The sequence below is a fragment of the Bacillus sp. JZ39 genome, assembly GCF_053903145.1.
Genome location: NZ_CP096389.1, coordinates 3,132,151 through 3,158,753, shown reverse-complemented (window position 1 = coordinate 3,158,753; position 26,603 = coordinate 3,132,151). Strand labels below are relative to the sequence as shown.

Sequence of the window (26,603 nt, the reverse complement as noted above, 5' to 3'; positions counted from 1 at the left end):
CGGATGTTGAGACATGTGTTTTTATTCTTATCTCAAAATAAAACACTTACCAAGTTCGCAAAAGCATACGGAACGCGGCTTGGAGCACGAAGGTTTGTCGCAGGGGATACGATTGAATCGGCGGTTAAGACCGTCAAAAGGCTAAACAGATCCGGTTTGTGTGCAACAATTGATTATTTAGGCGAGTATGCAGCTTCGGAAAAAGAAGCAAACCAAGTCGCAGAGGAATGCAAGAAAGCCATTCAAGCCATTGCCGAACATCAATTGGACTCAGAGCTTTCACTTAAGCTGACCTCAATCGGGCTCGATCTTTCAGAAGAACTTGCTCTTACTCATTTGCGCGCCATTCTTTCCGTTGCGAAGCAATATGATGTTGCTGTGACCATTGATATGGAAGACTATTCTCATTATGAACAGACACTTTCTATTTACAGGAAATGCAAACATGAATTTGAGAAGCTCGGCACGGTCATTCAGGCGTATCTGTACCGGGCGGCAGAAGATATCAGAAAGATGCGGGATTTAAAGCCGAATCTCAGACTTGTAAAAGGCGCTTATAAAGAATCTGCGGCTGTAGCGTTTCCTGACAAAAGAGGAACGGACCTTCATTTACAGAGCTTAATAAAGCTGCAGTTGTTAAGCGGGAACTACACGGCTGTCGCCACACATGACGATGACATCATTGCATTTACGAAACAGCTCGTCGCCGAACATCAAATCCCCGCGTCGCAATTTGAGTTTCAAATGCTATACGGCATCAGGCAGGAGCGTCAGAAGGAACTCGCCAAGGAAGGCTACAGAATGCGTGTGTATGTCCCATATGGAACGGACTGGTTCAGCTACTTTATGAGAAGAATTGCCGAACGGCCTGCCAATGCAGCGTTTGTGTTAAAAGGAATTTTGAAAAAGTGAAAGCAGCCGCGGGAAGCAGCTGCATTATGATTGTTCCATGTTATGTTTTTTATACTGCTGATTTTGACTTGTCCGTTTTCCGCCGCCGTAATGCTGAGTCGGACCGGCATCTCCCTTTACGCTCGCCGCGCTGACTGCCGCTGAAGACGGATTTTTTTTCTCTCGTACCATTCCCTTCACCTCCGGGCTTAAGTTGCCCGACTTTTATAGGCTTCATACAAAAAAATAACAAATTAGCTATTGAAGTCGAACCGGAAATCTTTTAAGATGAAAGAAGAAACGGGTTTCATTTTTTTTAGTCAAAAAATGAATGACTATTCATTCAATGTTCAAGGGGGATATCTCATGCACAAACACATTCGGAAGGCAGCCGTTTTAGGATCGGGGGTAATGGGTTCCGGGATTGCGGCGCATTTGGCTAACATCGGAATTCCTGTCCTGCTGCTAGATATTGTGCCGAACGATTTGACAAAGGAAGAGGAAAAAAGGGGGCTGACGAAGGACAGTCCGGAGGTGCGCAGCAGGCTGAGCCGGCAGGCGATGAAAAAACTGCTGAAACAAAAGCCCGCTCCCCTCACATCAGCGAAAAATACCTCCTATATTACACCTGGCAATCTGGAGGATGATGCAGAAAAACTGAAAGAAGCAGATTGGATTATTGAGGTCGTTGTCGAAAACCTTGAAGTCAAAAAGAAAATTTTCGCTCTTGTGGATGAACATCGAAAGACTGGAAGCATCGTCTCAAGCAACACATCCGGCATATCAGTGCAGGAAATGGCTGAAGGCCGGTCGGATGATTTTAAAGCCCATTTTCTCGGAACGCATTTTTTTAATCCCGCACGCTATTTAAAGCTGCTGGAGATCATTCCGATTAAGGAAACGGATCCTGATATTTTAAAGTTTATGACAGCTTTCGGAGAAAATGTCCTCGGGAAAGGCGTTGTTACAGCAAAGGACACACCGAACTTTATCGCAAACCGAATCGGGACATACGGGCTTCTCGTGACAGTCCAAGAAATGCTGAAAGGCGGTTATCAGGTCGGGGAGGTTGATTCGATCACAGGACCGCTGATCGGCAGGCCGAAAAGCGCCACCTTTAGAACGCTTGATGTGGTCGGCCTCGATACATTCGCCCACGTTGCCCGAAATGTGTATGACAAAGCTGATGGCGATGAAAAAGAAGTGTTTCGCCTTCCAAGCTTCATGAACGATATGCTGGAAAAAGGGTGGATCGGAAGCAAGGCCGGCCAAGGCTTTTATAAAAAAGAAGGAAAAACGATTTATGAGCTTGACCCAGTGACGCTTACTTACGGCGAGCGGACAAAAATGAAATCACCGGCACTTGAAGCGGCAAAACAGGCAAAAGGGACAAAAGTCAAAATGAAAGCGCTTATTTATTCGGATGACAGGGCCGGCCGTTTGCTGTGGAATATCACTTCTCAAACCCTGCTTTACTCAGCCGAGCTGCTTGGCGAGATTGCCGATGATATTCATGCGATTGACCAAGCCATGAAGTGGGGATTCGGCTGGGAACTGGGACCTTTTGAGATGTGGGACGCCATCGGCCTCAGGCAGTCAGCGGAAAAGCTCGAGCAGCTTGGAGCAGATATGCCTGGCTGGATAAAAGAGATGCTGGACAAAGGAAATGAAACCTTCTACATCAAAGAGAACGGAACGGTATTTTATTATGACCGCGGCGAATACAGAGCCGTGAAAGAAAACAAAAAACGAATTCATTTACAAGCACTTAAAGAAACAAAAGGCGTGATTGCGAAAAACAGCGGAGCAAGCTTAATTGACCTTGGAGATGATGTCGCCCTTCTTGAATTTCATTCGAAAAGCAATGCGATCGGCCTCGATATCATTCAAATGATCAACAAAGGATTAGAGGAAACAGAGCGGAATTACAAGGGCCTTGTCATCGGCAATCAAGGGAAAAATTTCTGCGTCGGCGCGAATCTCGCCATGATCTTAATGGAAGTCCAAGATGACAACTTTTTGGAAGTTGATTTTGTGATCCGCCGTTTTCAGGAGACGATGATGAAGATCAAATACAGTGCGAAACCGGTCGTCGCCGCGCCATTTGGCATGACGCTCGGCGGAGGAACGGAAGCATGCCTGCCTGCGGCGCGCATTCAAGCGGCAAGCGAAGCCTATATGGGCCTTGTTGAATCAGGTGTCGGCCTCATCCCTGGCGGAGGAGGTAACAAAGAGCTGTACATCAATCATCTACGCCGCGGCCTTGATCCGATGAATGCGGCAATGAAAACATTTGAAACGATTGCGATGGCGAAAGTGTCCGCTTCCGCTCAAGAGGCTCGTGAGATGAACATCTTAAAAGAAACGGATCACATCAGCGTGAATCAAGACCACCTGTTATACGATGCGAAGCAGCTGGCCGCATCTTTATACGATACCGGCTGGCGGCCGCCTGTAAAAGAAAAGGTCAAGGTGCCGGGAGAAACCGGTTATGCGGCACTATTGCTTGGCGCTGAGCAGATGAAGCTGTCCGGCTATATATCTGAGCATGATTTCAAGATCGCGAAAAAACTCGCTTATGTCATTGCGGGCGGAAAAGTGCCGTTTGGTACAGAGGTTGATGAAGAGTATTTATTGGAGATCGAAAGAGAAGCGTTTTTGAGTTTGGCAGGAGAGGCAAAATCTCAAGCGAGAATGCAGCATATGCTTGTGAAAGGTAAACCTTTACGGAATTAGGAGGGAGCTTATGAAAGAGGCAGTCATTGTGTCAGGTGCAAGAACACCGGTTGGAAAAGCAAAAAAAGGATCGTTGGCCACCGTTCGCCCGGATGATTTGGGAGCGATTTGTGTAAAAGAGACACTGAAACGTGCAGGCGGTTACGAAGGCAATATTGACGATTTGATTATTGGCTGTGCAACGCCTGAAGCGGAGCAGGGGCTTAATATGGCGAGAAATATCGGTGCGCTCGCGGGCCTGCCGTACACAGTTCCGGCGATTACAGTTAACCGTTATTGCTCTTCAGGCCTTCAGTCTATTGCATATGCAGCAGAAAAAATTATGCTCGGCGCCTACGATACAACGATCGCCGGCGGAGCGGAATCCATGTCGCAAGTACCGATGATGGGGCATGTTACCCGTCCGAACCTTGCTTTGGCAGAAAAGGCACCGGAATATTATATGAGCATGGGCCACACAGCCGAGCAAGTCGCGAAAAAATACGGCGTCTCCCGTGAGGATCAAGACGCGTTTGCCGTTCGCAGCCACCAAAACGCCGCTAAAGCCCTTGCAGAAGGAAAATTTAAAGATGAAATTGTACCCGTAGAAGTGACGGTGACAGAAATTGGAGAAAACCATAAGCCTCAGGAAAAACAATTTGTATTTTCTCAGGATGAAGGTGTTCGCCCGCAAACGACTGCAGACATCTTATCGACATTGCGCCCGGCCTTTTCCGTTGACGGGACGGTGACTGCGGGCAATTCCTCGCAGATAAGTGACGGAGCGGCGGCTGTCATGCTGATGGACCGGGAAAAAGCCGATGCTCTTGGCCTGGCGCCGCTTGTGAAATTCCGCTCCTTTGCCGTAGGCGGCGTGCCGCCGGAAGTGATGGGAATCGGACCGGTGGAAGCAATTCCGCGCGCTTTGAAGCTTGCCGGACTTCAGCTACAGGACATCGGCTTGTTTGAACTGAATGAAGCTTTTGCCTCACAGGCCATTCAAGTAATCAGGGAATTGGGAATTGATGAAGAAAAAGTGAATGTCAACGGGGGCGCAATCGCGCTTGGACACCCGCTTGGCTGTACGGGCACAAAGCTTACACTCTCACTCATCCATGAAATGAAACGGAGAAACGAGCAATTTGGAGTCGTGACCATGTGTATCGGCGGCGGGATGGGAGCGGCCGGTGTATTTGAATTATGCTAAAGGGGGAAAAACAAATGGCAAAAAAAGCGGCTGAAGTACAAAAAGGCGGCGGATTTTTAATCGAGGATGTCACATACGATCAAATGTATACACCGGAGGATTTCACTGACGAGCATAAAATGATTGCGAAAACAACAGAGGATTACATCGAGCAAGATGTTCTTCCTCATATAGATGATATCGAAAACCATCAATTCGAGCATTCTGTCAGACTGTTGAAGAAAGCGGGCGAACTAGGGCTGCTTGGCGCCGATGTGCCGGAAGAATACGGAGGACTCGGCCTAGATAAAATCAGCTCGGCACTCATCACTGAGAAATTTTCGCGTGCGGGAAGCTTTTCTCTTTCTTATGGCGCGCATGTCGGTATCGGTTCCTTGCCGATCGTCTTTTTCGGGTCAGAAGAACAAAAGAAAAAATATTTGCCTGGACTCGCTTCAGGCGAAAAGATCGCCGCTTATGCTCTGACTGAGCCTGGCTCTGGGTCTGATGCACTTGGAGCAAAAACAACAGCTGTGCTGAATGAAGCAGGAACCCATTATGTATTAACAGGGGAAAAACAGTGGATTACCAACTCTGCTTTTGCCGATGTATTTGTGGTTTATGCTAAGGTAGACGGCGACAAGTTTTCAGCCTTTATTGTAGAAAAAGAGTTCCCGGGTGTCTCCACGGGACCGGAAGAAAAGAAAATGGGAATCAAGGGATCATCGACAAGAACTCTCATTCTGGATCAAGCTGAAGTGCCAAAGGAAAACCTGCTCGGAGAAATCGGCAAAGGGCATGTCATCGCCTTTAATATTTTAAACATCGGCCGTTACAAACTGGCGGTTGGCACAATCGGCGCATCTAAACGCGTCATCGAGCTGTCTTCGGCATACGCAAATCAGCGCCGCCAATTTAAAACGCCGATTGCTGGTTTTTCATTAACACAGGAAAAAATCGGGACAATGGCCTCAAGGCTGTATGCGATGGAAAGCTCTGTATACAGAACCGTCGGGCTGTTTGAAGACAATATGAGCCAGTTCACGGCCGAAGATCTCAAGGACGGCCGGCAAATCGCCAAATCGATTGCGGAATACGCCATCGAATGCTCTCTGAATAAGGTATTCGGCTCTGAAACGCTTGATTATATCGTTGATGAAGGCGTGCAGATTCATGGAGGCTACGGCTTTATGCAGGAGTACGAAGTAGAAAGGGCCTATAGGGATTCAAGGATCAATCGGATTTTTGAAGGCACAAACGAAATCAACCGGTTAATCGTGCCAAGCACCTTCCTGAAAAAAGCGCTTAAAGGCGAACTGCCTCTATTTGAAAAAGCACAGTCACTGCAGGAAGAACTCATGCTGCTTATGCCTGAAGAGCCTGGAAGCGGCGTCTTAGAGCAGGAGAAATATATCGTCAAGCAAGCCAAAAAAATTGCGTTGTTTGCTGCCGGCCTAGCCGCGCAAAAATACGGAAAAGCGATCGATCGTGAGCAAGAAATTCTCGTGAACGTAGCGGATATCGTCAGCAATGTATACGCAATGGAATCAGCCGTGCTCAGAACGGAAAAGGCCATTGCCGCACAAGGCGCTGAAAAAGCAGCGCAAAAGGTGCTCTACACAGAAATTTTCGTTCAAGAGGCCTTAAACGAAATTGAAGCGCATGCGAAGGAATCCCTTATCGCAATGGAAGAAGGAGATTCACTCCGCATGATGCTTTCCGCTCTGCGCAAGCTGACACGCGTAACGCCTAAAAACGTGATTCAGAAAAAACGCGAGGCGGCGGCAGGCATTTTTGAGGCTGAGAAATATACTGTCTGATTGGCCAAGAGCTCCGCATGCGCGGAGCTCTTTTTTAAGAAGCACTGTTTTAGGTTTTTAAAACAAACTGTGTTAAAATAACCTCGATTATTTTATTGAGGGGGAAGAAGATGTCGTTAACTTTTTACTGGTACCCTAAATGCGGAACGTGCCGCAAAGCAAAGAAGTGGCTTGAAGAGCATGGAAAAGAAATAAACGAAATACATATTGCTGAGCAGCCGCCAAGCAAAGAAGAATTAAAAGCGCTTTATGAAAAAAGCGGGCTGGATCTCAAGAAGTTTTTCAACACGAGCGGCATGAAATACCGCGAACTCAATCTCAAGGAAAAGCTGTATCACATGTCAGAGGACGAACAGCTCGAGCTGCTGGCTTCAGATGGTATGCTGATCAAACGCCCGCTTACAACAGACGGCGAAAAAGTGACTGTCGGATTTAAAGAAGACCAATTTGAAGAAAACTGGGCTTAATGTAAATTTTTTTTGAAAAGTGTGGTATCTTCTTATTGTAGTGCTGTAAAAAATGGAGGGATTCAATTGAGCATACCAAAAGATTTGCGTTACTCAGGAGAACACGAGTGGGTAAAAGTTGAAGGAGAAAAAGCCAGAATCGGAATTACGCATTTTGCCCAGTCCGAACTAGGCGACATCGTGTTTGTCGAACTTCCTGAAGTGGGCGCTGAAATCAAAGCGGACGAGCCATTCGGCAGTGTTGAATCCGTTAAAACGGTATCTGAGCTTTATGCACCGATTAACGGAACGGTTGTGGAAGTAAACGAAGATCTTGATGACAGTCCGGAATTCGTCAACGAATCTCCGTACGAAAAAGCATGGATGATCGTCGTTGAGCCATCCGACGCTTCTGAAATTGAAAAACTGATGACAGCAGAGCAATACGAAGAGATGACACAAGAAGACTAAAACAGGATAGCCGTAAAAGCAATTGGACACGCTAACGTTATGGGAGGTGTCCAATATGGCTTTCGACAAACAAAAGCTCGATGTCACCAATGACGTGACAGGCCGCTTTCAAAATGGCCGGCTCTCGTTATATCATGATAACGAGATGATCGGCCAAATGACAAGCATGAATGAATATGAGCTTAAGTCCGGTTATTCCTTTGAAAATGAGAAATTTTATAAGACAGCCGATGTGGTCTCTGGAGACGACGCAAAATATGTAGATTGTGACTACGAAAACGGCTGGTGTTAATGTTGGCGGTGAATTTCACTGCCTTCTTTTACAATCTGAACGTTTCAAATTTGACGCGGCAGGTGAACAAGATGAAGATGGATGAGCTGGAAAAGGTTATGATTGTCGAGGGGAAATCAGATAAAGAGAAAATCGAAAGCGTCCTGAATGAACCGGTGCGCATTATCTGCACAAACGGAACAATCAGCCAGCTGAGGCTCGAGGAATTGGCTGACGAGCTTTATGATAAAGACGTCTATATATTAGTTGATGCTGATGAATCAGGTGAGAAATTGAGAAAACAGCTGAAGCGTGAATTTAATGAAGCCTGCCATCTCCATATCGACAGAGCCTATAAGGAAGTAGCGGCTGCGCCCAGGCACCATGTCGCCTCTGTATTGCTGCGTGCGAATCTGAATGTCCATACTATTTTTCTTGAAAGAAAGTCCCGAGGTGTATAGCATGAAAGAACTCCAAGAACACGAACTTGATCACATTGAAGATGATGTGTACCTTCTATATTTATATACTCCGTTTTGCGGCACCTGCCAGCTTGCAAGCAAAATGCTGACAGTGGTGAAAGAAATGCTGCCGGATGTCGCCTTCTATCAAAACAATGTCAATTACTCTCCGACATTCGCAAAAGCGTATCAAATTGAAAGCGTCCCTTGTTTTCTGCTGTTTAAAGGCGGAAAGTTGGTAGAAAGAGGATATGCATTTCATTCCGTTTCTTATTTATATGAGCTGATCAAACAAAAATCATCTTCCGCATCCCATTTATGACATATTTCTCAGCATATCCAATGAAATTGTCGTTCGTTTTATAAAGGGGTTCTTGCGACAAAGAGAGAAATGTGTATGTATGACCAACAAATAGGAGGTTGTACATATGGAGAAAGCGGAAGTTTTAGAGGATGAGTATCAGCATCTGTTTTTAAAACCCCTTTTGAATGCCTCAACATTGCTCATTACCTTCCAAGGAGAAGCAGAAGCCTTAACCGTCTCAATAAACGAACAGGGAGAAATGAAAAAAGTTTCTCCGCCCCAAACGTCCAACCTGACCTTTTACGGAAACCAAACGGAAATTATTGATTTATTGCACGGAGACATTTCCCTGCAGCACCTCATTCAGAGCGGAAGCCTCAAAGTAAAGGGGTCATTCAGGGCCCTGTTAAAACTGGAAGCCATTCTCTGGCTGACAAATGGATTTTTTCAGAGGATTTTAAAAAATTAAAAAATAATAAATTATTATAATAGTAAAAGTTGACATCATTTATTTTATTGACATTTAATCATTCGCCGTGCTATTCTACATTAAGAATTTCCGGACGAAAAAGACTATATATTTCTCTTATCAAGAGAGGTGGAGGGAAGTGCCCTATGAAGCCCGGCAACCATCAACACTGTTGAAATGGTGCCAATTCACACGAAGCGTTCAGCTTTGAAAGATGAGAGAAAGGCATTTTATATAAGCCTTTCTGCTCAAGTGTGCAGAAAGGCTTTTCTTTTGCAGAAAAAACCGGAAGATTTCTTAGAATAGTGTTAAGGCAGGTGATTGTTTTGATCAATCTTCAGGATGTTTCAAAAATTTACAAGTCGAAACATGGAGATGTCAATGCTGTCCAAAATGTCTCGCTTTCCATTAAAAAAGGTGAGATTTTTGGAATTATAGGATATAGCGGAGCTGGTAAGAGTTCCTTAATCCGTCTGCTGAACGGCCTTGAGAAACCAACCTCAGGAACCGTGGAAGTGGCGGGAACCAAGATTAATGAAGTAAATGGACGCGGTTTAAGAAAAGCACGCCATGAGATCAGTATGATTTTCCAGCATTTCAATTTGCTTTGGTCGCGGACTGTCAGAGATAATATCATGTTTCCTTTGGAAATTGCCGGAGTGAAAAAGAGCGAGCGGATCAAGCGCGCCAATGAACTGATTAAACTGGTAGGTTTAGAAGGAAAAGAAAAATCATATCCGTCCCAGCTGAGCGGCGGTCAGAAGCAGCGTGTGGGAATTGCCAGAGCGCTTGCAAACAATCCGAAGGTTCTTCTTTGTGACGAAGCGACATCAGCATTAGATCCGCAAACGACAGATTCAATTCTGGATCTATTGTCCGATATTAATGAAAGACTCGGTTTGACGATTGTGCTGATTACGCACGAAATGCATGTCATCCGCAAAATCTGCAACAGAGTCGCCGTCATGGAAAACGGCAAGGTGGTCGAAGAAGGCGAGGTTCTCGATGTCTTCAAAAATCCAAAGGAACAAATGACAAAACGATTTGTTCAGCAGGTGACAGAGCCGGAAGAAACGAAAGAGACGCTTCAGCACCTTCTTGATGATACAGCATCAGGAAAAATGGTTCAGCTCACATTTGTCGGTGAGTCAGCTGAACAGCCTCTGATTACAGAGATGATCAGAAACTTCAATGTCAGCGTCAATATTCTGCAAGGGAAAATTTCGCAGACGAAGGATGGGGCTTACGGTTCACTGTTCATCCACATTGACGGGGACGAGGAAGAAGTGCAAAACGTGATCCGATTCATTAATGACAAACAGGTGAAAGCAGAGGTGATCACGAATGTTTGAAAAATACTTCCCGAACGTTGATTTAACTGAATTATGGAACGCGACATATGAAACACTTTATATGACGCTGATTTCTTTACTGTTTGCTTTTGTCATCGGGGTCATCCTCGGCTTGCTGCTCTTTCTGACGAGCAAAGGAAGCCTCTGGCAGAATAAAGCGGTCAACTCTGTGATTGCGGCCGTTGTTAACATATTCAGATCGATTCCGTTCCTTATTTTAATTATTTTACTATTAGGTTTTACGAAATTTTTAGTCGGCACGATCTTAGGGCCAAACGCCGCATTGCCGGCGCTGGTAATCGGCTCGGCACCATTTTACGCGCGCCTTGTTGAAATCGCGCTGCGTGAGGTGGATAAAGGTGTGATTGAAGCCGCTAAATCAATGGGCGCGAAAACGTCTACGATTATTTTCAAAGTGCTGATTCCGGAATCAATGCCTGCTCTTATTTCTGGCATTACGGTTACTGCCATCGCTTTGATCGGCTCAACGGCAATTGCCGGAGCCATTGGTTCAGGAGGCCTTGGAAACCTTGCGTACGTAGAAGGATATCAGTCTAATAACGCTGATGTTACCTTCGTTGCTACTGTGTTTATTTTAATCATCGTGTTTATTATTCAAATCATCGGTGATCTAATAACAAATATTATAGACAAACGATAAGGGAGGATTTACATTGAAAAAGCTATTTTTGGGTGCATTACTGCTTGTATTTGCAGGAGTCATGGCTGCCTGCGGTTCGAATAACGGCGCTGAATCCGGCAAGAAAGAAATTGTCGTTGCGGCAACAAAAACACCGCATGCGGAAATTTTAAAAGAAGCTGAACCATTGCTGAAAGAAAAAGGCTATACGCTGAAAGTGAAAGTGCTTAGTGATTACAAAATGTACAATAAAGCTTTAGCTGATAAAGAAGTGGACGCGAACTACTTCCAGCACATTCCTTACCTTGAGCAAGAAATGAAAGAAAACACAGATTACAAACTTGTGAATGCCGGCGCTGTTCACTTAGAGCCATTCGGTATATACTCTAAAACATACAAATCACTGAAAGACCTTCCAGACGGTGCGACAATCATTCTGACAAACAACGTTGCTGAACAAGGACGTATGCTTGCAATGCTTGAAAACGCTGGATTAATCACTCTTGATTCTAAGGTAGAAACAATTGACGCAACACTGAAAGACATTAAGAAAAACCCGAAAAACCTTGAATTCAAAAAAGTGGCGCCTGAATTAACGGCAAAAGCATATGAAAACAAAGAAGGAGACGCGGCCTTCATCAATGTAAACTATGCGATCCAAAATAAATTAAATCCTAAAAAAGATGCAATTGAAGTAGAATCAACGAAAAACAACCCATACGCTAACATCATCGCAGTAAGAAAAGGCGAAGAAGATTCTGCAAAAATCAAAGCGCTGATGGAAGTTCTTCACTCTAAAAAGATCAAAGACTTCATCGAGAAAAAATACGACGGAGCTGTGCTTCCTGTATCTGAATAAGGCTGAAACCCCGGATGAGAAATCCGGGGTTTTTTTCGCGTATTTTCCTAAAAGCTGTTCATAATAAAAAGGAATGTTAAACAGATGGAGGGATTTTCTTTGAATCAAGACAGAGGAAGCATGCAGGACGCGTTAAAACAATATAAACATGGTTTAGGTACATTTGAACAAAAGATGCCGCTGATGGGAAGGAAATTTAACGAATTTACTGAACAGTGCTTTGCCGGGAATTCTCTGACTGAAAGAGAAAAACAGCTGATCGCCCTCGGAATTGCCATCAATGCTCAGGACGAATATTGCATGATCTATCATACAAAAGGCTGTCTCGATCAGGGAGCGACAGAAGAAAACATTCTCGAAGCCGTCAGTGTGGCAGCGGCATTTGGAGGCGGCGCAGCTTTCAGCCAAGGCGTGACAGTTGTTCAACAGTGCATTGAGGAATTCGGAAACACCACGCATTAAGAGAAGGAATATTCCGAAAAACCATTCTCATTTGTTCTGAAAGGATGCTTTCGTCTCATCTGCCGCTATTTCACGCCAAATCGTTTTTGCGGCATCCAACGCAGCACTGGTACAATAAAAAGCAAATATATGAAGGGATTGATTCATTATTTGCAGCAGCCAGGACAGACTGAACCTCGATTATACGTCAGAAATGGAAAAAGCGATGCAGCTGTCACACGGAATTGGATACGAGGAATATGGACGCCGGCTGGAAACAAGAATGAAGGTAGAGCGGCAGAGAGAGCTTGATTATGAAAAAAGCAAGCGGATTTCTGCGGGAGCTTATTGAGAAAATCAATCTTTTAAAAAAGGGTGGGAATCCACTCTTTTTCTTTTTCAATCGCTTTAATAAAGTGCTGATCTTTGTTAAACTTGAGGAATGTGCAAGGCACGATAAAAAGTTGTATTTACTTTTCATTTGTTATAAAATTAGAATGAGAATAAAATGAGAATAATGATTATATATTTTTGGAGGTATAGATATGGCTGCTTCAACATTAACGATCAAAGATCTTCACGTTGAAATCGAAGGGAAAGAGATCTTAAAGGGTGTAAACCTTGAAATAAAAGGTGGAGAATTCCACGCAGTAATGGGCCCGAATGGAACTGGTAAATCCACATTATCAGCTGCTATTATGGGGCATCCTAAATATGAAGTAACAAAAGGCAGCATCACGCTTGACGGCAAAGATGTACTGGAGATGGAAGTGGACGAGCGTGCGCAGGCAGGCTTATTCCTTGCGATGCAGTACCCAAGTGAAATCAGCGGTGTGACAAATGCCGACTTCCTTCGCTCAGCAATCAACGCGCGCAGAGAAGAAGGCGATGAAATTTCTCTCATGAAATTCATCCGCAAAATGGACGAAAACATGGAGTTCCTTGAAATGGACCCTGAAATGGCTCAGCGCTATCTTAACGAAGGCTTCTCAGGCGGGGAGAAAAAACGCAACGAAATCCTTCAATTAATGATGATTGAACCGAAAATTGCCATCCTTGATGAAATCGACTCAGGTCTTGATATTGACGCTTTGAAAGTTGTATCAAAAGGGATCAACAAAATGCGCAGCGAAAGCTTCGGCTGCCTGATGATCACTCACTATCAGCGCCTGTTAAACTACATCACTCCGGATGTTGTTCACGTTATGATGCAAGGCCGCGTTGTAAAATCCGGCGGTGCAGAGCTTGCTCAGCGTCTTGAAGCAGAAGGTTATGACTGGATCAAACAAGAACTTGGCATTGAAGACGAAACTGTTGGCCAAGAAGCGTAAGCGTTAGGGGGATTAATATGACACTAGGTACAAAACTATCCGTAGATCAGGAGTATCTCAAAAGCTTTTCCGAAAAGCACCAAGAACCTGCCTGGCTGAAGAACCTGCGCTTACAGGCTCTTGAACAAGCTGAGGATCTGCCGATGCCGAAACCTGACAAAACAAAAATCACAAACTGGAACTTCACGAATTTCACGAAGCATACAGTGGATAACGAACCGCTTTCTTCATTAGAAGATTTGACTGATGAAGTAAAAGCGCTGATCGACGTTGAAAACGAAGATAAAACATTATACGTACAGCGTGACCAGACGCCGGCATATCTTTCTCTTTCTCAAGAATTGAAAGACAAAGGCGTCATCTTCACTGATATTCTGACTGCTGCACGTGAGCACAGCGACTTGGTGGAGAAATACTTTATGAAGGACGGCGTGAAAGTTGACGAACATAAGTTAACTGCACTTCACGCGGCTCTTGTTAACGGAGGAGCATTCCTTTATGTTCCGAAAAATGTTCAGGTGGAGACGCCGGTTCAGGCTGTTTATGTCCACGAAAGCAATGATACAGCTCTATTCAACCACGTGCTGATTGTGGCTGAAGACCACAGCTCTGTAACATATGTAGAAAACTACATCAGCACTGTAAACCCGAAAGACGCTGTCTTCAATATTATCAGTGAGGTCATCACAGGTGATAATGCCAGCGTGACATACGGTGCGGTGGATAATCTGTCAAGCGGTGTGACAACTTATGTGAACCGCCGCGGTGCTGCGCGCGGACGCGACAGCAAAATCGAGTGGGCTCTTGGCCTGATGAACGACGGCGACACGATTTCCGAAAATACAACAAACCTTTACGGTGACGGCACATACGGCGATACGAAAACGGTTGTTGTCGGAAGAGGAGAGCAAACAGAAAACTTCACAACACAAATCATCCATTTCGGTAAAGCTTCTGAAGGCTATATCTTGAAGCACGGTGTGATGAAGGATTCCGCTTCTTCTATCTTTAACGGAATCGGCAAAATCGAACATGGCGCTTCTAAAGCGAATGCGGAGCAAGAATCACGCGTGCTGATGCTTAGCGAAAAAGCACGCGGAGACGCAAACCCTATTCTTTTAATTGACGAAGACGATGTAACTGCAGGACATGCGGCATCTGTCGGCCGTGTGGACCCTATTCAGCTTTACTACCTGATGAGCCGCGGAATTCCGAAAGAAGAAGCAGAACGCTTAGTCATTTACGGATTCCTTGCACCGGTAGTAAATGAACTTCCGATTGAAGGCGTTAAGAAACAATTAGTTTCTGTTATCGAAAGGAAAGTGAAGTAATGAATATCACAGATATTCGTGAACAGTTCCCGATCCTTCATCAGCAAGTGAACGGACATGATCTCGTTTATCTCGACAGCGCGGCGACTTCCCAGAAGCCGCGTGCTGTCATTGAAACACTGGATAAGTATTATAACCAATACAATTCCAATGTTCACCGGGGCGTCCATACACTTGGAACCAGAGCGACAGATGGTTATGAAGGAGCGCGTGAAAAAGTCCGCAAGTTTATTAACGCGAAGTCAATGGCTGAGATTATTTTCACAAAAGGCACGACCACATCACTGAATATGGTGGCGTTAAGCTATGCACGCGCCAACCTGGAACCTGGTGATGAAGTGGTCATCACCTACATGGAGCATCATGCGAATATCATTCCGTGGCAGCAGGCTGTAAAAGCAACTGGCGCCACATTAAAATATATTCCGCTGCAGGAAGACGGAACGATTTCTTTAGAAGACGTCAGAGAAACGGTCACAAGCAACACAAAAATTGTTGCGGTGTCTCATGTATCTAATGTCCTCGGCACGGTCAACCCGATTAAAGAAATGGCGAAAATCGCTCATGACAATGGGGCTGTCATTGTGGTGGACGGTGCACAAAGCACGCCTCACATGAAAATTGACGTGCAGGATCTCGATTGCGACTTCTTTGCGCTTTCTTCCCATAAAATGTGCGGACCTACCGGTGTTGGTGTGCTGTACGGAAAGAAAGCCCTGCTGGAAAACATGGAGCCTGCCGAATTCGGTGGTGAAATGATCGACTTTGTCGGGCTTTATGAATCAACTTGGAAAGAGCTTCCGTGGAAATTCGAAGCGGGTACGCCGATTATTGCAGGAGCAATCGGTCTAGGTGCAGCCATTGATTTTCTCGAAGAAATCGGTCTTGATGAGATTTCCCGCCATGAGCACAAGCTTGCAGCTTATGCGCTTGAACGCTTCCGCCAGCTTGACGGCGTAACGGTTTACGGGCCGGAAGAGCGTGCCGGGCTTGTTACATTTAACCTTGATGATGTTCATCCGCACGATGTGGCGACTGTGCTTGATGCGGAGGGAATCGCAGTCAGAGCCGGCCACCATTGCGCGCAGCCGCTGATGAAATGGCTGGATGTAACTGCTACTGCAAGAGCAAGCTTTTATCTGTATAATACAGAGGAAGAGATTGATAAGCTTGTGGAAGCTCTTCAAAAGACAAAGGAGTATTTTACAAATGTCTTTTAATGCAAACTTAGATACATTGTACAGACAGGTGATTATGGATCATTACAAAAACCCGCGCAATAAAGGGGTTTTGAATGACAGCATCGTCGTGGATATGAACAATCCGACATGCGGCGACCGCATCAGACTGACAATGAAGCTTGACGGAGACATCGTGGAAGATGCGAAATTTGAAGGGGAAGGCTGTTCCATTTCAATGGCATCCGCTTCGATGATGACTCAGGCGATTAAAGGGAAAGATATTGAAACTGCCCTTTCCATGTCTAAGATTTTCTCGGATATGATGCAAGGGAAAGAGTATGATGATTCTATAGATCTCGGGGATATTGAAGCCCTTCAAGGCGTTTCAAAATTCCCGGCCCGTATCAAATGTGCAACCCTGTCATGGAAAGCACTTGAAAAAGGAGTCGCGAAAGAAGAAGGCGGCAATTAAAAGGATTGGAGTGAAAATGGATGGCTAAAAAAATGCCTGATATTGGTGAATACAAGTATGGTTTTCACGACAAGGACGTTTCCATTTTCCGTTCAGAGCGCGGATTGACAAAAGAAATCGTAGAAGAAATTTCTCGCATGAAAGAAGAGCCTCAATGGATGCTTGACTTCCGCTTGAAATCACTTGAGCATTTCTACAACATGCCGATGCCTCAATGGGGCGGAGATTTAAACTCACTGAACTTTGACGAAATTACGTACTACGTAAAACCGTCTGAGCGTTCAGAGCGTTCTTGGGATGAAGTTCCTGAAGAAATTAAGCAAACATTCGACAAGCTCGGTATTCCTGAAGCTGAACAAAAATACCTTGCGGGTGTTTCTGCTCAGTACGAATCTGAGGTTGTATACCACAACATGAAAGAAGATCTTGAAGCGCAAGGCATCGTCTTTAAAGACACTGACAGCGCGCTGAAAGAGAATGAAGATATTTTCCGTGAGCACTGGGCAAAAGTAATCCCGCCGACTGATAACAAGTTTGCGGCGCTTAACTCAGCTGTTTGGTCCGGCGGATCTTTCATCTACGTGCCTAAAGGCGTGAAGGTTGAAACACCGCTTCAAGCTTACTTCCGTATCAACTCTGAGAACATGGGTCAGTTCGAACGTACACTGATCATTGTTGACGAAGAAGCAAGCGTTCATTATGTTGAAGGCTGTACGGCGCCTGTTTACACAACAAACTCACTTCACAGTGCGGTCGTTGAGATCATCGTGAAAAAAGGCGGCTACTGCCGTTATACAACGATCCAAAACTGGGCGAACAACGTTTACAACCTTGTAACAAAGCGTACAGTCTGTGAAGAAAACGCAACAATGGAATGGATCGACGGCAACATCGGTTCTAAGCTGACAATGAAATATCCGGCTTGTATCCTAAAAGGCGAAGGCGCGCGCGGTATGACGCTTTCTATCGCTCTTGCGGGTAAAGGCCAGCATCAGGATGCAGGTGCGAAAATGATTCACCTTGCACCAAACACATCATCTACAATCGTATCAAAATCGATTTCAAAACAGGGCGGAAAAGTAACGTACCGCGGAATCGTCCACTTCGGACGCAAAGCGGAAGGCGCCCGCTCTAACATCGAGTGCGATACGCTCATTATGGATAACAAATCAACTTCAGACACAATTCCTTACAATGAAATCTTAAATGATAACATTTCATTGGAGCACGAAGCGAAAGTGTCTAAAGTATCTGAAGAGCAGCTCTTCTACTTGATGAGCCGCGGTATTTCTGAAGAAGAAGCAACTGAAATGATCGTAATGGGCTTTATCGAGCCATTCACAAAAGAGCTTCCAATGGAATACGCAGTTGAAATGAACCGTTTGATTAAGTTCGAAATGGAAGGTTCTATCGGTTAATGATGAAAACTCCTTTGTTTATCAAGGGGTTTAGAGATAGTTTTTAAAATGGCCGGCGTGCCGAATTTGATTGTAGAAGACGAACTTTTGAAGTTCGTCTTCTTTTATTTTTCAGAGACATATCCACTGTTATTTTAATGGTTTTAATTCCTTATCGATTAGAACATTTCAGACCTGCGCCGGATAGGTTCAGTTCCGATATCACGCAACCATACAGTTGCTTATGCTTGACATGCAACTAATGAGTTGCTTATACTCAATATATGAATTGGAACAAAGACGCTATATTCAAAGCACTCGGCGATTCGACTCGGCGGCTTATATTAGACGAATTATCTGAACGCAACGAGCTGACGTTGTATGAACTTACGATACGTCTTATTACAAAGTACGACCTTTCTATTACGCGACAGGCGATAGCTAAACACCTTTCTGTACTGGAGGATGCAGGACTCGTAACATCAAAACGAAAGGGAAAATATCGAGTACTTATATTCAACAACGAACCGCTTAAAAATTTGCTGAAAGGATGGATAGAGTAATTTTATAAAACCAGCACTGACTTTCTGTAAAATATTGGTTTGTTTTGCTTGAAGCCGGATTGTTTGCACAGTACCATACACCATAAATATCAAAGGAGGAAACAACAATATGAAAATCATTGTGACTAGTATATTCGTGCAAGATCAAGACAAGGCACTGAAGTTCTATACAGAAAAACTGGGGTTTGTAAAAAAGGAGGATGTTCCCATGGGGAAATTCAGGTGGATAACGCTTGTTTCTCCAGATGATCAAGACGGAACCGAGCTTTTACTCGAACCGAATGAACATCCTGCCGCCAAGGAGTATCAAAAGAAGATATTCTCCGAAGGCTTACCGGCCACAATGTTTGGCGTTGCAGATATTCAAAAAGAGTACAACCGATTAAAGGAAAAAGGCGTGACGTTTACGATGGAACCGACAAAAATGGGCGAAGTCACAATTGCTGTCTTCGATGATACATGCGGTAACCTTATTCAAATTGTACAGAAGTAACCGATTCAGTCGCGTCCTTTTTGTATGCAGAAGAAAAACCGCTGGCCGAGGGGCCGCGGTTTTTTACTCTTCTTCTGTCTCTTGATTGATAATTTGCTTTACAGATGATCTGCTGTTATTTTCTCTGTTCATCTCTCGCAATTGAGTATAAGCCATATCGAATTCCTCTTTTGTCATCTGCTTTGCGGCTAATGCAGAGCATAATATAGCAAAAGCAATTGGCATTGTATCAATGTGAATGTCGATATGGACCTCTGAGTTGCCGCTGTTTTTGATAACAGATTCAGTAGTGGGTATCTCTTGAGTATGTCTGTTGAGAGGAATGATGTTTTCGTTCATTAGTCTTCTCCGTCTTGTGACTGCGCCTGTGCCTGATCCTGATCTGTATTCACGTTGACCACGACTTTTGCATTACCGCTGTTTTGGACTTTTGCGACTGCCGCATCGCGTCTGTTTTCTTCATTTTCATGACGATTTTCGCTCATGGTATCATCCTTTCTCTATTGATAGTGACAGGATATTCGATAGGAGAGTAAAGAGATTGGACGAACTTCGCGGTTTTTCCACATTAGGGCAAAAGGTCGAAGGAAAGCATTCTATTTGGTAAAATGAATAGACATTATAATAGAAAAGGTGTTTGCATATGAATTCGTACATCATCGTCGGCGCAGGGATTCTGGGTGCGTCGACGGCTTATCATCTCGCAAAATCAGGCGCTCGCGTTACTGTCATTGATCGGAAAGAGCCGGGACAAGCGACTGATGCGGCGGCGGGGATCGTCTGTCCATGGCTCTCGCAACGCCGTAATCAGGATTGGTACCAGCTTGCTAAGGGGGGAGCGCGGTACTATAAGGATTTAATCCATCAATTGGAAAAAGACGGTGAATCGGATACAGGATACAAACGTGTCGGTGCCATCAGCATTCATACTGACGCGTCTAAACTCGATAAAATGGAGGAAAGGGCGTATAAGAGACGGGAGGATGCGCCGGAAATCGGCGACATTACCCGCTTGTCTGTAAGTGAAACGAAAAAGCTGTTTCCGATTTTAGCTGACGGCTATGAATCGGTTCATATCAGCGGTGCCGCCCGTGTGAACGGAAGAGCGCTGTGCCGGTCGCTTTTAAGCGCTGCAGAGAAACGCGGCGCAACGGTCATCAAAGGAAATGCGTCTTTGCTTTTTGAAAACGGAACAGTCACCGGCGTGCAAACAGATACAAAGCAGTTTGCGGCTGACGCGGTCATTGTGACGGCGGGAGCATGGGCCAATGAGATATTGAAGCCTCTTGGCATTCATTTTCAAGTGTCATTTCAAAAAGCGCAGATTATGCATTTTGAAATGACAGATGCAGATACAGGATCGTGGCCGGTTGTAATGCCGCCGAGTGATCAGTACATTCTGTCGTTTGATAACGGCAGAATTGTAGCCGGCGCCACACACGAAAACGATGCCGGTCTTGATGATCTTCGTGTGACAGCCGGAGGCCAGCACGAAGTATTGAGCAAAGCGTTAGCCGTTGCACCGGGTCTTGCTGATGCGGCTGCTGTTGAAACAAGAGTGGGCTTCAGGCCGTTTACACCGGGATTTCTGCCGGTCGTAGGGGCCGTGCCGAATGTTCAAGGCTTATATGCTGCAAACGGTTTGGGTGCTTCTGGACTGACGATGGGGCCGTTCTTGGGTGCAGAGCTCGCAAAGCTAGTTCTTGGAAAGCAGACAGAATTAGACCTTAGTCCTTATCATCCAGCCGGAGCACTTGCATAATAAGTAAGAGCATAACAAACAAATATAATAAAGCTGTTCTAGCTTTTCTTTTCTGTATGTGTTAGCATTTATCTTTAATGAAAAAGAGGACGTGAACTGATTTTGATAAAAATTGATATACCCGCACCGAATGTCACCATCACTGAACGACAGCAGTCAGCTAATGATAACGAGCCGAAGATAAAACCGATTCACGGATTCATCGACTTTCACCAGATCCCAAGGGACAAAGGCGGCATTTTTATGTTTTACAACATTCATGACGAGCTGCTGTTTGTCGGGAAAGCCAGAAAGTTAAGACAGAGAATTAAGAAGCATTTCGAAGACACTGTTTCACCAATCAAACATCACAGAGATGAAGTTTATAAAATTGAGGTATGTGTAGTTGATGATCCAATGGAAAGAGAGATTTACGAAACATATATCATCAATACACAGCACTCGAAGTACAATATAGACAAGGTATTTTTTAAATAAGACGTCAGTCTGCGGATTGAACAGCGAAGCCAGAGCTTAAGTCAAGTTCTGGCTTTTGATTTGGGCATTTTTTCGCTTATAGACCCTTTGTCTATCTTTCGAATAAATTATTGAGAAATTTCAGAAAATAATATTGACAATCCTACCCGCGGACTTTAATATAACAATATATAATGTTATATAACGTTATATAATAAAAACGGGGAGTGAAGGATTTGAGTCAGGCCACAGCAAAAGTAAATCGTGAGGTTCAAGCTTTCTTGCAGGATTTGAAAGGGAAAACCATTGATCATGTATTCTTTGTCGCATGCGGAGGGTCTTCTGCCATTATGTATCCGAGTAAGTATGTGTTTGACAGAGAGTCAAAATCAATAAACTCCGACCTCTACAGCGCCAACGAATTTATTCAGCGCAATCCTGTTCAGCTTGGTGAAAAGTCTCTTGTTATTTTGTGCTCGCATTCGGGAAATACCCCGGAGACAGTCAAAGCTGCTGCGTTTGCAAGGGGCAAGGGCGCACTTACGATTGCGATGACGTTTAAACCGGAGTCTCCTTTAGCGCAGGAAGCGCAATATGTTGCCCAGTACGATTGGGGTGATGAGGCGCTTGCGATCAATACAAACTATGGCGTTTTGTATCAAATCGTTTTTGGAACCCTGCAAGTATTAGAAAACAATACGAAATTCCAACAAGCAATTGAAGGCTTAGATCAATTGCAGGCTGTATATGAAAAAGCCCTTAAGCAGGAAGCTGACAACGCCAAGCAATTTGCAAAAGCCCATGAAAAAGAAAGCATTATTTATACCATGGCAAGTGGTGCAAACTACGGTGTCGCTTACTCCTACAGCATCTGCATTCTCATGGAAATGCAATGGATTCATTCCCACGCCATTCATGCCGGAGAATATTTTCACGGACCGTTTGAAATTATTGATGAATCCGTGCCGTTTATCATCCTGCTCGGTTTAGATGAAACAAGACCTCTTGAAGAGCGGGCGCTTACCTTCTCGAAAAAGTATGGCAAAAAGCTCACTGTGCTTGATGCTGCATCTTACGACTTCACTGCAATTGACGATTCAGTTAAAGGCTACCTTGCTCCGCTTGTTCTCAATCGTGTGCTGAGAAGCTATGCAGACGAGCTGGCAGAGGCGAGAAATCATCCTTTATCTCATAGAAGATACATGTGGAAAGTTGAGTATTGATCTGAAAATGAAGAACCATTATGCATTAGACTATAATGTTATATAACATTATAGTCTAATGTCCAGAGGAGGCCAACCCTTTGAAGAAAATGTTGTTGTTCTTGATCATTGCAGCTGTCAGTATGCTCACCATCGCAGGCTGTTCGAGCCAAAGCAGTTCAGCGGACGGAAAGGTGACATTGAAATTTTTCCACAGATGGCCAAAGGAGCCGGAAAAAAGTTATTTTGAAGAGGTTGTTAAGGAATTTGAAAAAGAACATCCGGATATCGACATTCAAATTGAAGCCGTTTTAAATGACTCCTATAAAGATAAAATTAAGGTCATGCTGGGAACCACCAGCCCTCCTGACATTTACTTCTCTTGGAGCGATGAGTTTGCTTTTAAATTTATCAGAGGCAATAAAGCACTTGATCTCTCGTCCTACTACAAAAATGACACCGATTGGTCATCACAGCTCGTTCAATCGCAAATTACACCATTTACTTATGAAAACAAGCAATATGGCGTGCCGTGGCAAATGGACGCTAAATCATTCTTCTATAATAAAGACATTTTCCAAAAGCTGAATCTTGATCCCCCGAAGACGTGGGATGAATTAATCGATGTGTCAAAAAAGCTGAAAGAACATGGCTACACACCGATCAGCTTCGGAACAAAGGCGACTTGGACAATCTCGCACTATATCGGCACGCTTAATCAGCGGATGGTCGATGAAAAAACGCGAGACAAGGACTATAACGCCAAAACGGGTGAATTTACTGATGAAGGCTATGTAAAAGCCCTTGAAAAGCTTCAAGAGCTGATGCCTTATTTTAATAAACATGTAAACTCCGTCGACCACGAATATGTGAGACAGCAATTTAAGAGCGGAAAGTCGGCGATGATATATGCGGAAACAGCGGAAATCAAGCTGGTTGAACCGGTTAATCTTGGGATGTTCCCATTTCCTGAAATCAGCGGGCAGAAAGGATCTTCAGAAGCGTTAACGGGAGCGCCGGAAGGATTCATGATTTCCTCAAGAACAAAACATCCGAAGGAAGCGATGGAATTTTTGCAGTTCTTGACATCGAAAAAAATGGGCGAAAAGCTCGTGAAAGATGTCGGGAAATACAGTGCAGTGCAAGGTACGGCTACTGAAGAAAATGCAACAGCCATTCAGCGTGAAGCCGTTCAGCATATTGTTGATGCCAAATCAATGGTTCCATGGTTTGATATGGATGTCGATGTTGAAGTCGCAGATGCGTACCTAACAGGCGTCCAGCAAATGCTTGGCGGCGACATGACACCGCAGCAGGTGATGAAAGCCGTTCAAAAGGCAGCAAAGCAGGTGAGGGCGTCAGCTGAATAAATCAAAGAAAAGGTGAAGCTTCGCACCTTTTCTTTTTATAAAGGAGATGAGATACCCTTGGTCAATCAGAATAAAATAATCCCCTATTTGTTTTTGGTGCCCGCTCTCGTTTTTTTACTTTTCGTTTATATCCCGATTTTTGAGAATGTATTCCTCAGCCTGTTTCAGTGGAGCTCATTTTCTCCGGAAAAAACGTTTATCGGCTTAAAAAACTATGTTGAATTATTTCATGATCCTGTCTTCTATCAGGCACTTACCAATAATGTGCTTTATGCAGTGATCTCAATTGTATGCCAGGTATTTGGCGGTTTGATTTTGGCGGCGGTGCTTGAGGATAAGCTGGTCAGAAAATGGTCGCCGTTTTTTCGTACCGTTTTCTTTTTGCCGGTTGTCATCTCAATGACGGTGATCGCGCTTTTGTTTGATTTTATTTACAATCCGGAGACAGGGCTTTTGAATCAGCTGCTTCAGGCCATCGGTCTTGATCAGCTGACGAGGGCCTGGCTCGGGGATGACAGCACAGCTATGCTTTCTGTCATTTTTGTGTCCCAGTGGCAATCTGTCGGTTATATTGCGATGCTGTACATCGTGTCGATTCAAAAAATACCGGATGAACTGTATGAAGCGGCCCGGCTTGACGGCGCGGGTAAAATTCAGCAGTTTTTTCATATTACTGTTCCCCAGACGAAAGAGATGTCTTTTGTTGCGGTGGTCATGACGCTGACCGGGGCCTTTACGGTCTTTAATGAGCCGTACATTTTGACAGGCGGCGGGCCGGGAAACGCGTCAGAAGTCTTGAGCACGTTTTTATATAAAAGCGCCTTTACAAAGGATATGATGGGCTACGCCTCAGCGATTGCCACTGTCGTGTTAATCATTACGCTTGCATTATCGCTCATGCAAATGAAGTTCTTTAAAACCGGAAAGGAGGAGTAACTGATGCTGCCTCAGAAGAAGACAGATTCGTTCAGATTGGAGCCTGTGCCTGACCAGCACATTGAGGTTAAAGATAAGCCTAGACGAAAATGGTATATCGGAGAAACGTCTGTGTGGGTTTTTCTGTTTCTTTATCTGATTGCGATTGCCTATCCGCTTCTCTGGATGGTGATGAGCGCCTTTAAAAACTCTGACGATATTTTTGAGCACAGCTGGTCGCTGCCGTCTTCGTGGCATCCGGAAAATTTTGTTTCCGCCTGGAACCAGGGGATTTCTTCTTATTTTATGAACAGTGTCATCGTTACGGCGCTGACGTGTGTGATCACTGTCTTTATCAGTGCATGGGCAGCGTATGGTCTTTCCCGGTTTGAGTTTAAAGGAAAAGGATTCTTTTTGGTGCTATGTCTTGGCGGATTGATGCTGACGCCGCAGGTCAGTCTTGTGCCGCTTTATTCTATTATTCAGTCGCTTGGCCTGTACAATACGTATTGGGCGTTAATCCTGCCGTATGCGGCTTATCGGATCCCATTCACCATCATTTTGATCCGCTCTTATTTTCTTTCTATACCCAAAGAATTGGAGGAGGCGGCCTATTTGGATGGGTGTACAAGTTTTGGAGTATTTTTCAGAATTTTCTTACCAATGAGCGTGCCAATTTTGGTGACATCCGGCATTTTGACGGCTTACCATACATGGAATGAGTTTATGTTTGCGATTATTTTCATAGATGATGAGAATTTGCGGACCATTCCAGCCGGGCTGATGCAGTTCAGAGACGCGCTGCAGACAGACTGGGGCGTCCTGCTGGCGGGGTTAACGATTTCAGCCGCGCCGATTATTATTCTATTTTTATTGATGCAGAAATATTTTGTCCGCGGGATTGCAAGCGGCAGTGTAAAAGGATAAAGGAGGAAGCGCTATGAAATTGATTGCGGTTGGAGATAATGTTGTAGATTATTACCAGGATCAAGAAACATTCTACCCGGGAGGAAATGCCTTAAACGTTGCTGTGCTTGCCAAGCGGCTCGGGCATGAGTCTTCCTATATCGGAATCGTCGGCAATGACGAAGCCGCGGCGCATCTGTTGAACGTTCTCAAGCTGGAGCAGGTCAATGCAGATTATATCCGCCAGGCGCACGGAGAAAACGGGATGGCGATTGTCACCCTTGATGGACAGGGGGACCGCATTTTTGTCAGATCAAATAAAGGCGGCATTCAGTCCCGGCTTCGCCTCGCGTTTCAGGAGAAAGATGTATCTTTTATCAGCGGGCATGATCTGCTGCATACGAGCGTGTACAGCAGGCTTGAGAACGATCTTCCGCAGCTGTGCGGGCTGGTCCCTGTCTCATTTGATTTTTCAACCAATCGGGAGGATGATTATTTGAGGAGGGTCTGTCCTTATGTGACGTATGCGTTTTTTTCAGGAAGCGATTTGAGTGAGTCGGAATGCGGTGAGCTTGCCAAAACAGCTCATGGGTACGGAGCCAAAATGGTTTGTATGACCCGAGGGGGCCAAGGAGCAATCCTGTCTGCGGGTGATCGAGTCTATCATCAGCCGATTGTGGAAGCTGATATAATAGATACACTTGGAGCGGGAGATTCTTTTATAGCAGGCTTTTTGACTGCCTTTTGCGTGAAGCAGGATATAACGTATGCTTTGCGCCAGGCTGCTGAAACGGCTGCGAAAACATGCGGTGTGTACGGAGCTTTCGGCTATGGCTATCCTTATCGCTTGGAGGACGGGGGAAGCAGTGAAAAAACGAGAATACTATAAGCAGTGTCT

General features: G+C 44.8%; 32 protein-coding genes and 1 riboswitch. Of the genes, 29 read left to right on the top strand and 3 right to left on the bottom strand.

Features of this window, described 5'->3' with window-relative positions; translation table 11 throughout:
• Positions 1-3 precede the first annotated feature (3 nt).
• Positions 4-912 (top strand): proline dehydrogenase family protein, encoded by a 909-nt coding sequence (locus M1D65_RS16255; protein WP_049139653.1) that lies wholly within the window; start codon positions 4-6, stop codon positions 910-912.
• A 24-nt stretch (positions 913-936) separates the two neighbouring features.
• On the opposite strand, the gene M1D65_RS16250 is transcribed toward M1D65_RS16255, so the two are convergent.
• A complete protein-coding gene (locus tag M1D65_RS16250; protein WP_003240817.1) occupies positions 937-1,083 on the bottom strand; it encodes a YuzL family protein in 147 nt (48 codons plus the stop codon).
• A 174-nt stretch (positions 1,084-1,257) separates the two neighbouring features.
• Between M1D65_RS16250 and M1D65_RS16245 the strand changes: the two genes are divergently transcribed.
• The 21 genes from M1D65_RS16245 (at position 1,258) to glxB (ending at position 19,094) form a co-directional block, all read left to right on the top strand.
• Positions 1,258-3,627, top strand: coding sequence for a 3-hydroxyacyl-CoA dehydrogenase NAD-binding domain-containing protein (locus tag M1D65_RS16245; RefSeq protein ID WP_446014678.1), 2,370 nt, complete (start codon positions 1,258-1,260; stop codon positions 3,625-3,627).
• Between the two features lie 10 nt (positions 3,628-3,637).
• Positions 3,638-4,813, top strand: a complete 1,176-nt coding sequence (locus M1D65_RS16240) for an acetyl-CoA C-acetyltransferase (RefSeq protein ID WP_446014679.1) — start codon at positions 3,638-3,640, stop codon at positions 4,811-4,813.
• A 14-nt stretch (positions 4,814-4,827) separates the two neighbouring features.
• Positions 4,828-6,612 carry an acyl-CoA dehydrogenase FadE gene (fadE, locus tag M1D65_RS16235; protein WP_446014681.1) on the top strand — a complete coding sequence of 595 codons (1,785 nt, stop codon included), beginning with the start codon at positions 4,828-4,830 and terminating at the stop codon, positions 6,610-6,612.
• 110 nt (positions 6,613-6,722) lie between these two features.
• On the top strand, positions 6,723-7,079 hold the full coding sequence (locus M1D65_RS16230; RefSeq protein ID WP_003222779.1) for an arsenate reductase family protein: 357 nt from the start codon (positions 6,723-6,725) through the stop codon (positions 7,077-7,079).
• A gap of 66 nt (positions 7,080-7,145) precedes the next feature.
• Positions 7,146-7,529, top strand: coding sequence for a glycine cleavage system protein GcvH (gcvH, locus tag M1D65_RS16225; protein WP_003222781.1), 384 nt, complete (start codon positions 7,146-7,148; stop codon positions 7,527-7,529).
• A gap of 55 nt (positions 7,530-7,584) precedes the next feature.
• Positions 7,585-7,821: a YusG family protein gene (locus M1D65_RS16220; RefSeq protein ID WP_003228581.1), complete on the top strand. Its 237-nt coding sequence runs from the start codon at positions 7,585-7,587 to the stop codon at positions 7,819-7,821.
• Positions 7,822-7,898: 77 nt separating this feature from the next.
• A complete protein-coding gene (locus M1D65_RS16215; protein ID WP_015483668.1) occupies positions 7,899-8,261 on the top strand; it encodes a toprim domain-containing protein in 363 nt (120 codons plus the stop codon).
• A gap of 1 nt (position 8,262) precedes the next feature.
• Positions 8,263-8,583: a thioredoxin family protein gene (locus M1D65_RS16210; protein WP_072173524.1), complete on the top strand. Its 321-nt coding sequence runs from the start codon at positions 8,263-8,265 to the stop codon at positions 8,581-8,583.
• 106 nt (positions 8,584-8,689) lie between these two features.
• Positions 8,690-9,034 (top strand): SCP2 sterol-binding domain-containing protein, encoded by a 345-nt coding sequence (locus M1D65_RS16205; protein WP_003228587.1) that lies wholly within the window; start codon positions 8,690-8,692, stop codon positions 9,032-9,034.
• A gap of 114 nt (positions 9,035-9,148) precedes the next feature.
• Positions 9,149-9,255, top strand: a riboswitch (SAM riboswitch).
• A 105-nt stretch (positions 9,256-9,360) separates the two neighbouring features.
• Positions 9,361-10,386 carry a methionine ABC transporter ATP-binding protein MetN gene (gene metN, locus M1D65_RS16200; protein ID WP_085185820.1) on the top strand — a complete coding sequence of 342 codons (1,026 nt, stop codon included), beginning with the start codon at positions 9,361-9,363 and terminating at the stop codon, positions 10,384-10,386.
• Positions 10,379-11,047 (top strand): methionine ABC transporter permease MetP, encoded by a 669-nt coding sequence (metP, locus tag M1D65_RS16195; protein ID WP_003228593.1) that lies wholly within the window; start codon positions 10,379-10,381, stop codon positions 11,045-11,047. The genes metN and metP overlap by 8 nt, the downstream gene beginning before the upstream one ends.
• Before the next feature lie 13 nt (positions 11,048-11,060).
• Positions 11,061-11,885, top strand: coding sequence for a methionine ABC transporter substrate-binding lipoprotein MetQ (metQ, locus tag M1D65_RS16190; RefSeq protein WP_021480560.1), 825 nt, complete (start codon positions 11,061-11,063; stop codon positions 11,883-11,885).
• Between the two features lie 84 nt (positions 11,886-11,969).
• Positions 11,970-12,347 (top strand): carboxymuconolactone decarboxylase family protein, encoded by a 378-nt coding sequence (locus M1D65_RS16185; protein WP_014477920.1) that lies wholly within the window; start codon positions 11,970-11,972, stop codon positions 12,345-12,347.
• Between the two features lie 193 nt (positions 12,348-12,540).
• Positions 12,541-12,678, top strand: coding sequence for a hypothetical protein (locus M1D65_RS16180; protein ID WP_003228600.1), 138 nt, complete (start codon positions 12,541-12,543; stop codon positions 12,676-12,678).
• 193 nt (positions 12,679-12,871) lie between these two features.
• Entirely contained in the window at positions 12,872-13,657 is a 786-nt protein-coding gene (sufC, locus tag M1D65_RS16175; RefSeq protein ID WP_014477918.1) for a Fe-S cluster assembly ATPase SufC, read from the top strand.
• 17 nt (positions 13,658-13,674) lie between these two features.
• Positions 13,675-14,988, top strand: coding sequence for a Fe-S cluster assembly protein SufD (gene sufD, locus M1D65_RS16170; protein ID WP_015714669.1), 1,314 nt, complete (start codon positions 13,675-13,677; stop codon positions 14,986-14,988).
• Complete coding sequence (gene sufS / locus M1D65_RS16165) at positions 14,988-16,208, top strand: cysteine desulfurase SufS (RefSeq protein ID WP_015714668.1); 1,221 nt, start codon at positions 14,988-14,990, stop codon at positions 16,206-16,208. The genes sufD and sufS overlap by 1 nt, the downstream gene beginning before the upstream one ends.
• Complete coding sequence (gene sufU / locus M1D65_RS16160) at positions 16,198-16,641, top strand: Fe-S cluster assembly sulfur transfer protein SufU (protein ID WP_003222809.1); 444 nt, start codon at positions 16,198-16,200, stop codon at positions 16,639-16,641. Before sufS ends, sufU begins: the two co-directional genes overlap by 11 nt.
• 20 nt (positions 16,642-16,661) lie before the next feature.
• Positions 16,662-18,059 (top strand): Fe-S cluster assembly protein SufB, encoded by a 1,398-nt coding sequence (sufB, locus tag M1D65_RS16155; RefSeq protein WP_003228608.1) that lies wholly within the window; start codon positions 16,662-16,664, stop codon positions 18,057-18,059.
• A 263-nt stretch (positions 18,060-18,322) separates the two neighbouring features.
• Complete coding sequence (locus M1D65_RS16150; RefSeq protein ID WP_015251274.1) at positions 18,323-18,601, top strand: ArsR/SmtB family transcription factor; 279 nt, start codon at positions 18,323-18,325, stop codon at positions 18,599-18,601.
• A gap of 109 nt (positions 18,602-18,710) precedes the next feature.
• Positions 18,711-19,094, top strand: a complete 384-nt coding sequence (gene glxB / locus M1D65_RS16145) for a methylglyoxalase (protein WP_063334628.1) — start codon at positions 18,711-18,713, stop codon at positions 19,092-19,094.
• A 63-nt stretch (positions 19,095-19,157) separates the two neighbouring features.
• Here the strand turns inward: glxB and M1D65_RS16140 are convergent, their stop codons facing one another.
• Both M1D65_RS16140 and sspG read right to left on the bottom strand, forming a co-directional pair.
• On the bottom strand, positions 19,158-19,433 hold the full coding sequence (locus M1D65_RS16140) for a hypothetical protein (RefSeq protein WP_003243521.1): 276 nt from the start codon (positions 19,431-19,433) through the stop codon (positions 19,158-19,160).
• Positions 19,433-19,579: an acid-soluble spore protein SspG gene (gene sspG / locus M1D65_RS16135; RefSeq protein ID WP_015384584.1), complete on the bottom strand. Its 147-nt coding sequence runs from the start codon at positions 19,577-19,579 to the stop codon at positions 19,433-19,435. The genes M1D65_RS16140 and sspG overlap by 1 nt, the downstream gene beginning before the upstream one ends.
• Positions 19,580-19,737: 158 nt before the next feature.
• Between sspG and M1D65_RS16130 the strand changes: the two genes are divergently transcribed.
• From M1D65_RS16130 to frlD, 7 genes are all read left to right on the top strand, one after another.
• Entirely contained in the window at positions 19,738-20,856 is a 1,119-nt protein-coding gene (locus M1D65_RS16130) for an NAD(P)/FAD-dependent oxidoreductase (protein WP_128441827.1), read from the top strand.
• Positions 20,857-20,958: 102 nt separating this feature from the next.
• Positions 20,959-21,333 carry a nucleotide excision repair endonuclease gene (locus M1D65_RS16125; RefSeq protein WP_003228617.1) on the top strand — a complete coding sequence of 125 codons (375 nt, stop codon included), beginning with the start codon at positions 20,959-20,961 and terminating at the stop codon, positions 21,331-21,333.
• A 215-nt stretch (positions 21,334-21,548) separates the two neighbouring features.
• On the top strand, positions 21,549-22,535 hold the full coding sequence (gene frlB, locus M1D65_RS16120; RefSeq protein ID WP_015251278.1) for a fructosamine deglycase FrlB: 987 nt from the start codon (positions 21,549-21,551) through the stop codon (positions 22,533-22,535).
• An 80-nt stretch (positions 22,536-22,615) separates the two neighbouring features.
• Positions 22,616-23,884, top strand: coding sequence for an ABC transporter substrate-binding protein (locus M1D65_RS16115; protein ID WP_021480554.1), 1,269 nt, complete (start codon positions 22,616-22,618; stop codon positions 23,882-23,884).
• Between the two features lie 57 nt (positions 23,885-23,941).
• Positions 23,942-24,820, top strand: coding sequence for a carbohydrate ABC transporter permease (locus M1D65_RS16110; protein WP_014477910.1), 879 nt, complete (start codon positions 23,942-23,944; stop codon positions 24,818-24,820).
• 3 nt (positions 24,821-24,823) lie between these two features.
• Entirely contained in the window at positions 24,824-25,726 is a 903-nt protein-coding gene (locus tag M1D65_RS16105; protein ID WP_046160823.1) for a carbohydrate ABC transporter permease, read from the top strand.
• 13 nt (positions 25,727-25,739) lie between these two features.
• On the top strand, positions 25,740-26,594 hold the full coding sequence (gene frlD / locus M1D65_RS16100; protein WP_021480552.1) for a fructosamine kinase FrlD: 855 nt from the start codon (positions 25,740-25,742) through the stop codon (positions 26,592-26,594).
• Positions 26,595-26,603 lie beyond the last annotated feature (9 nt).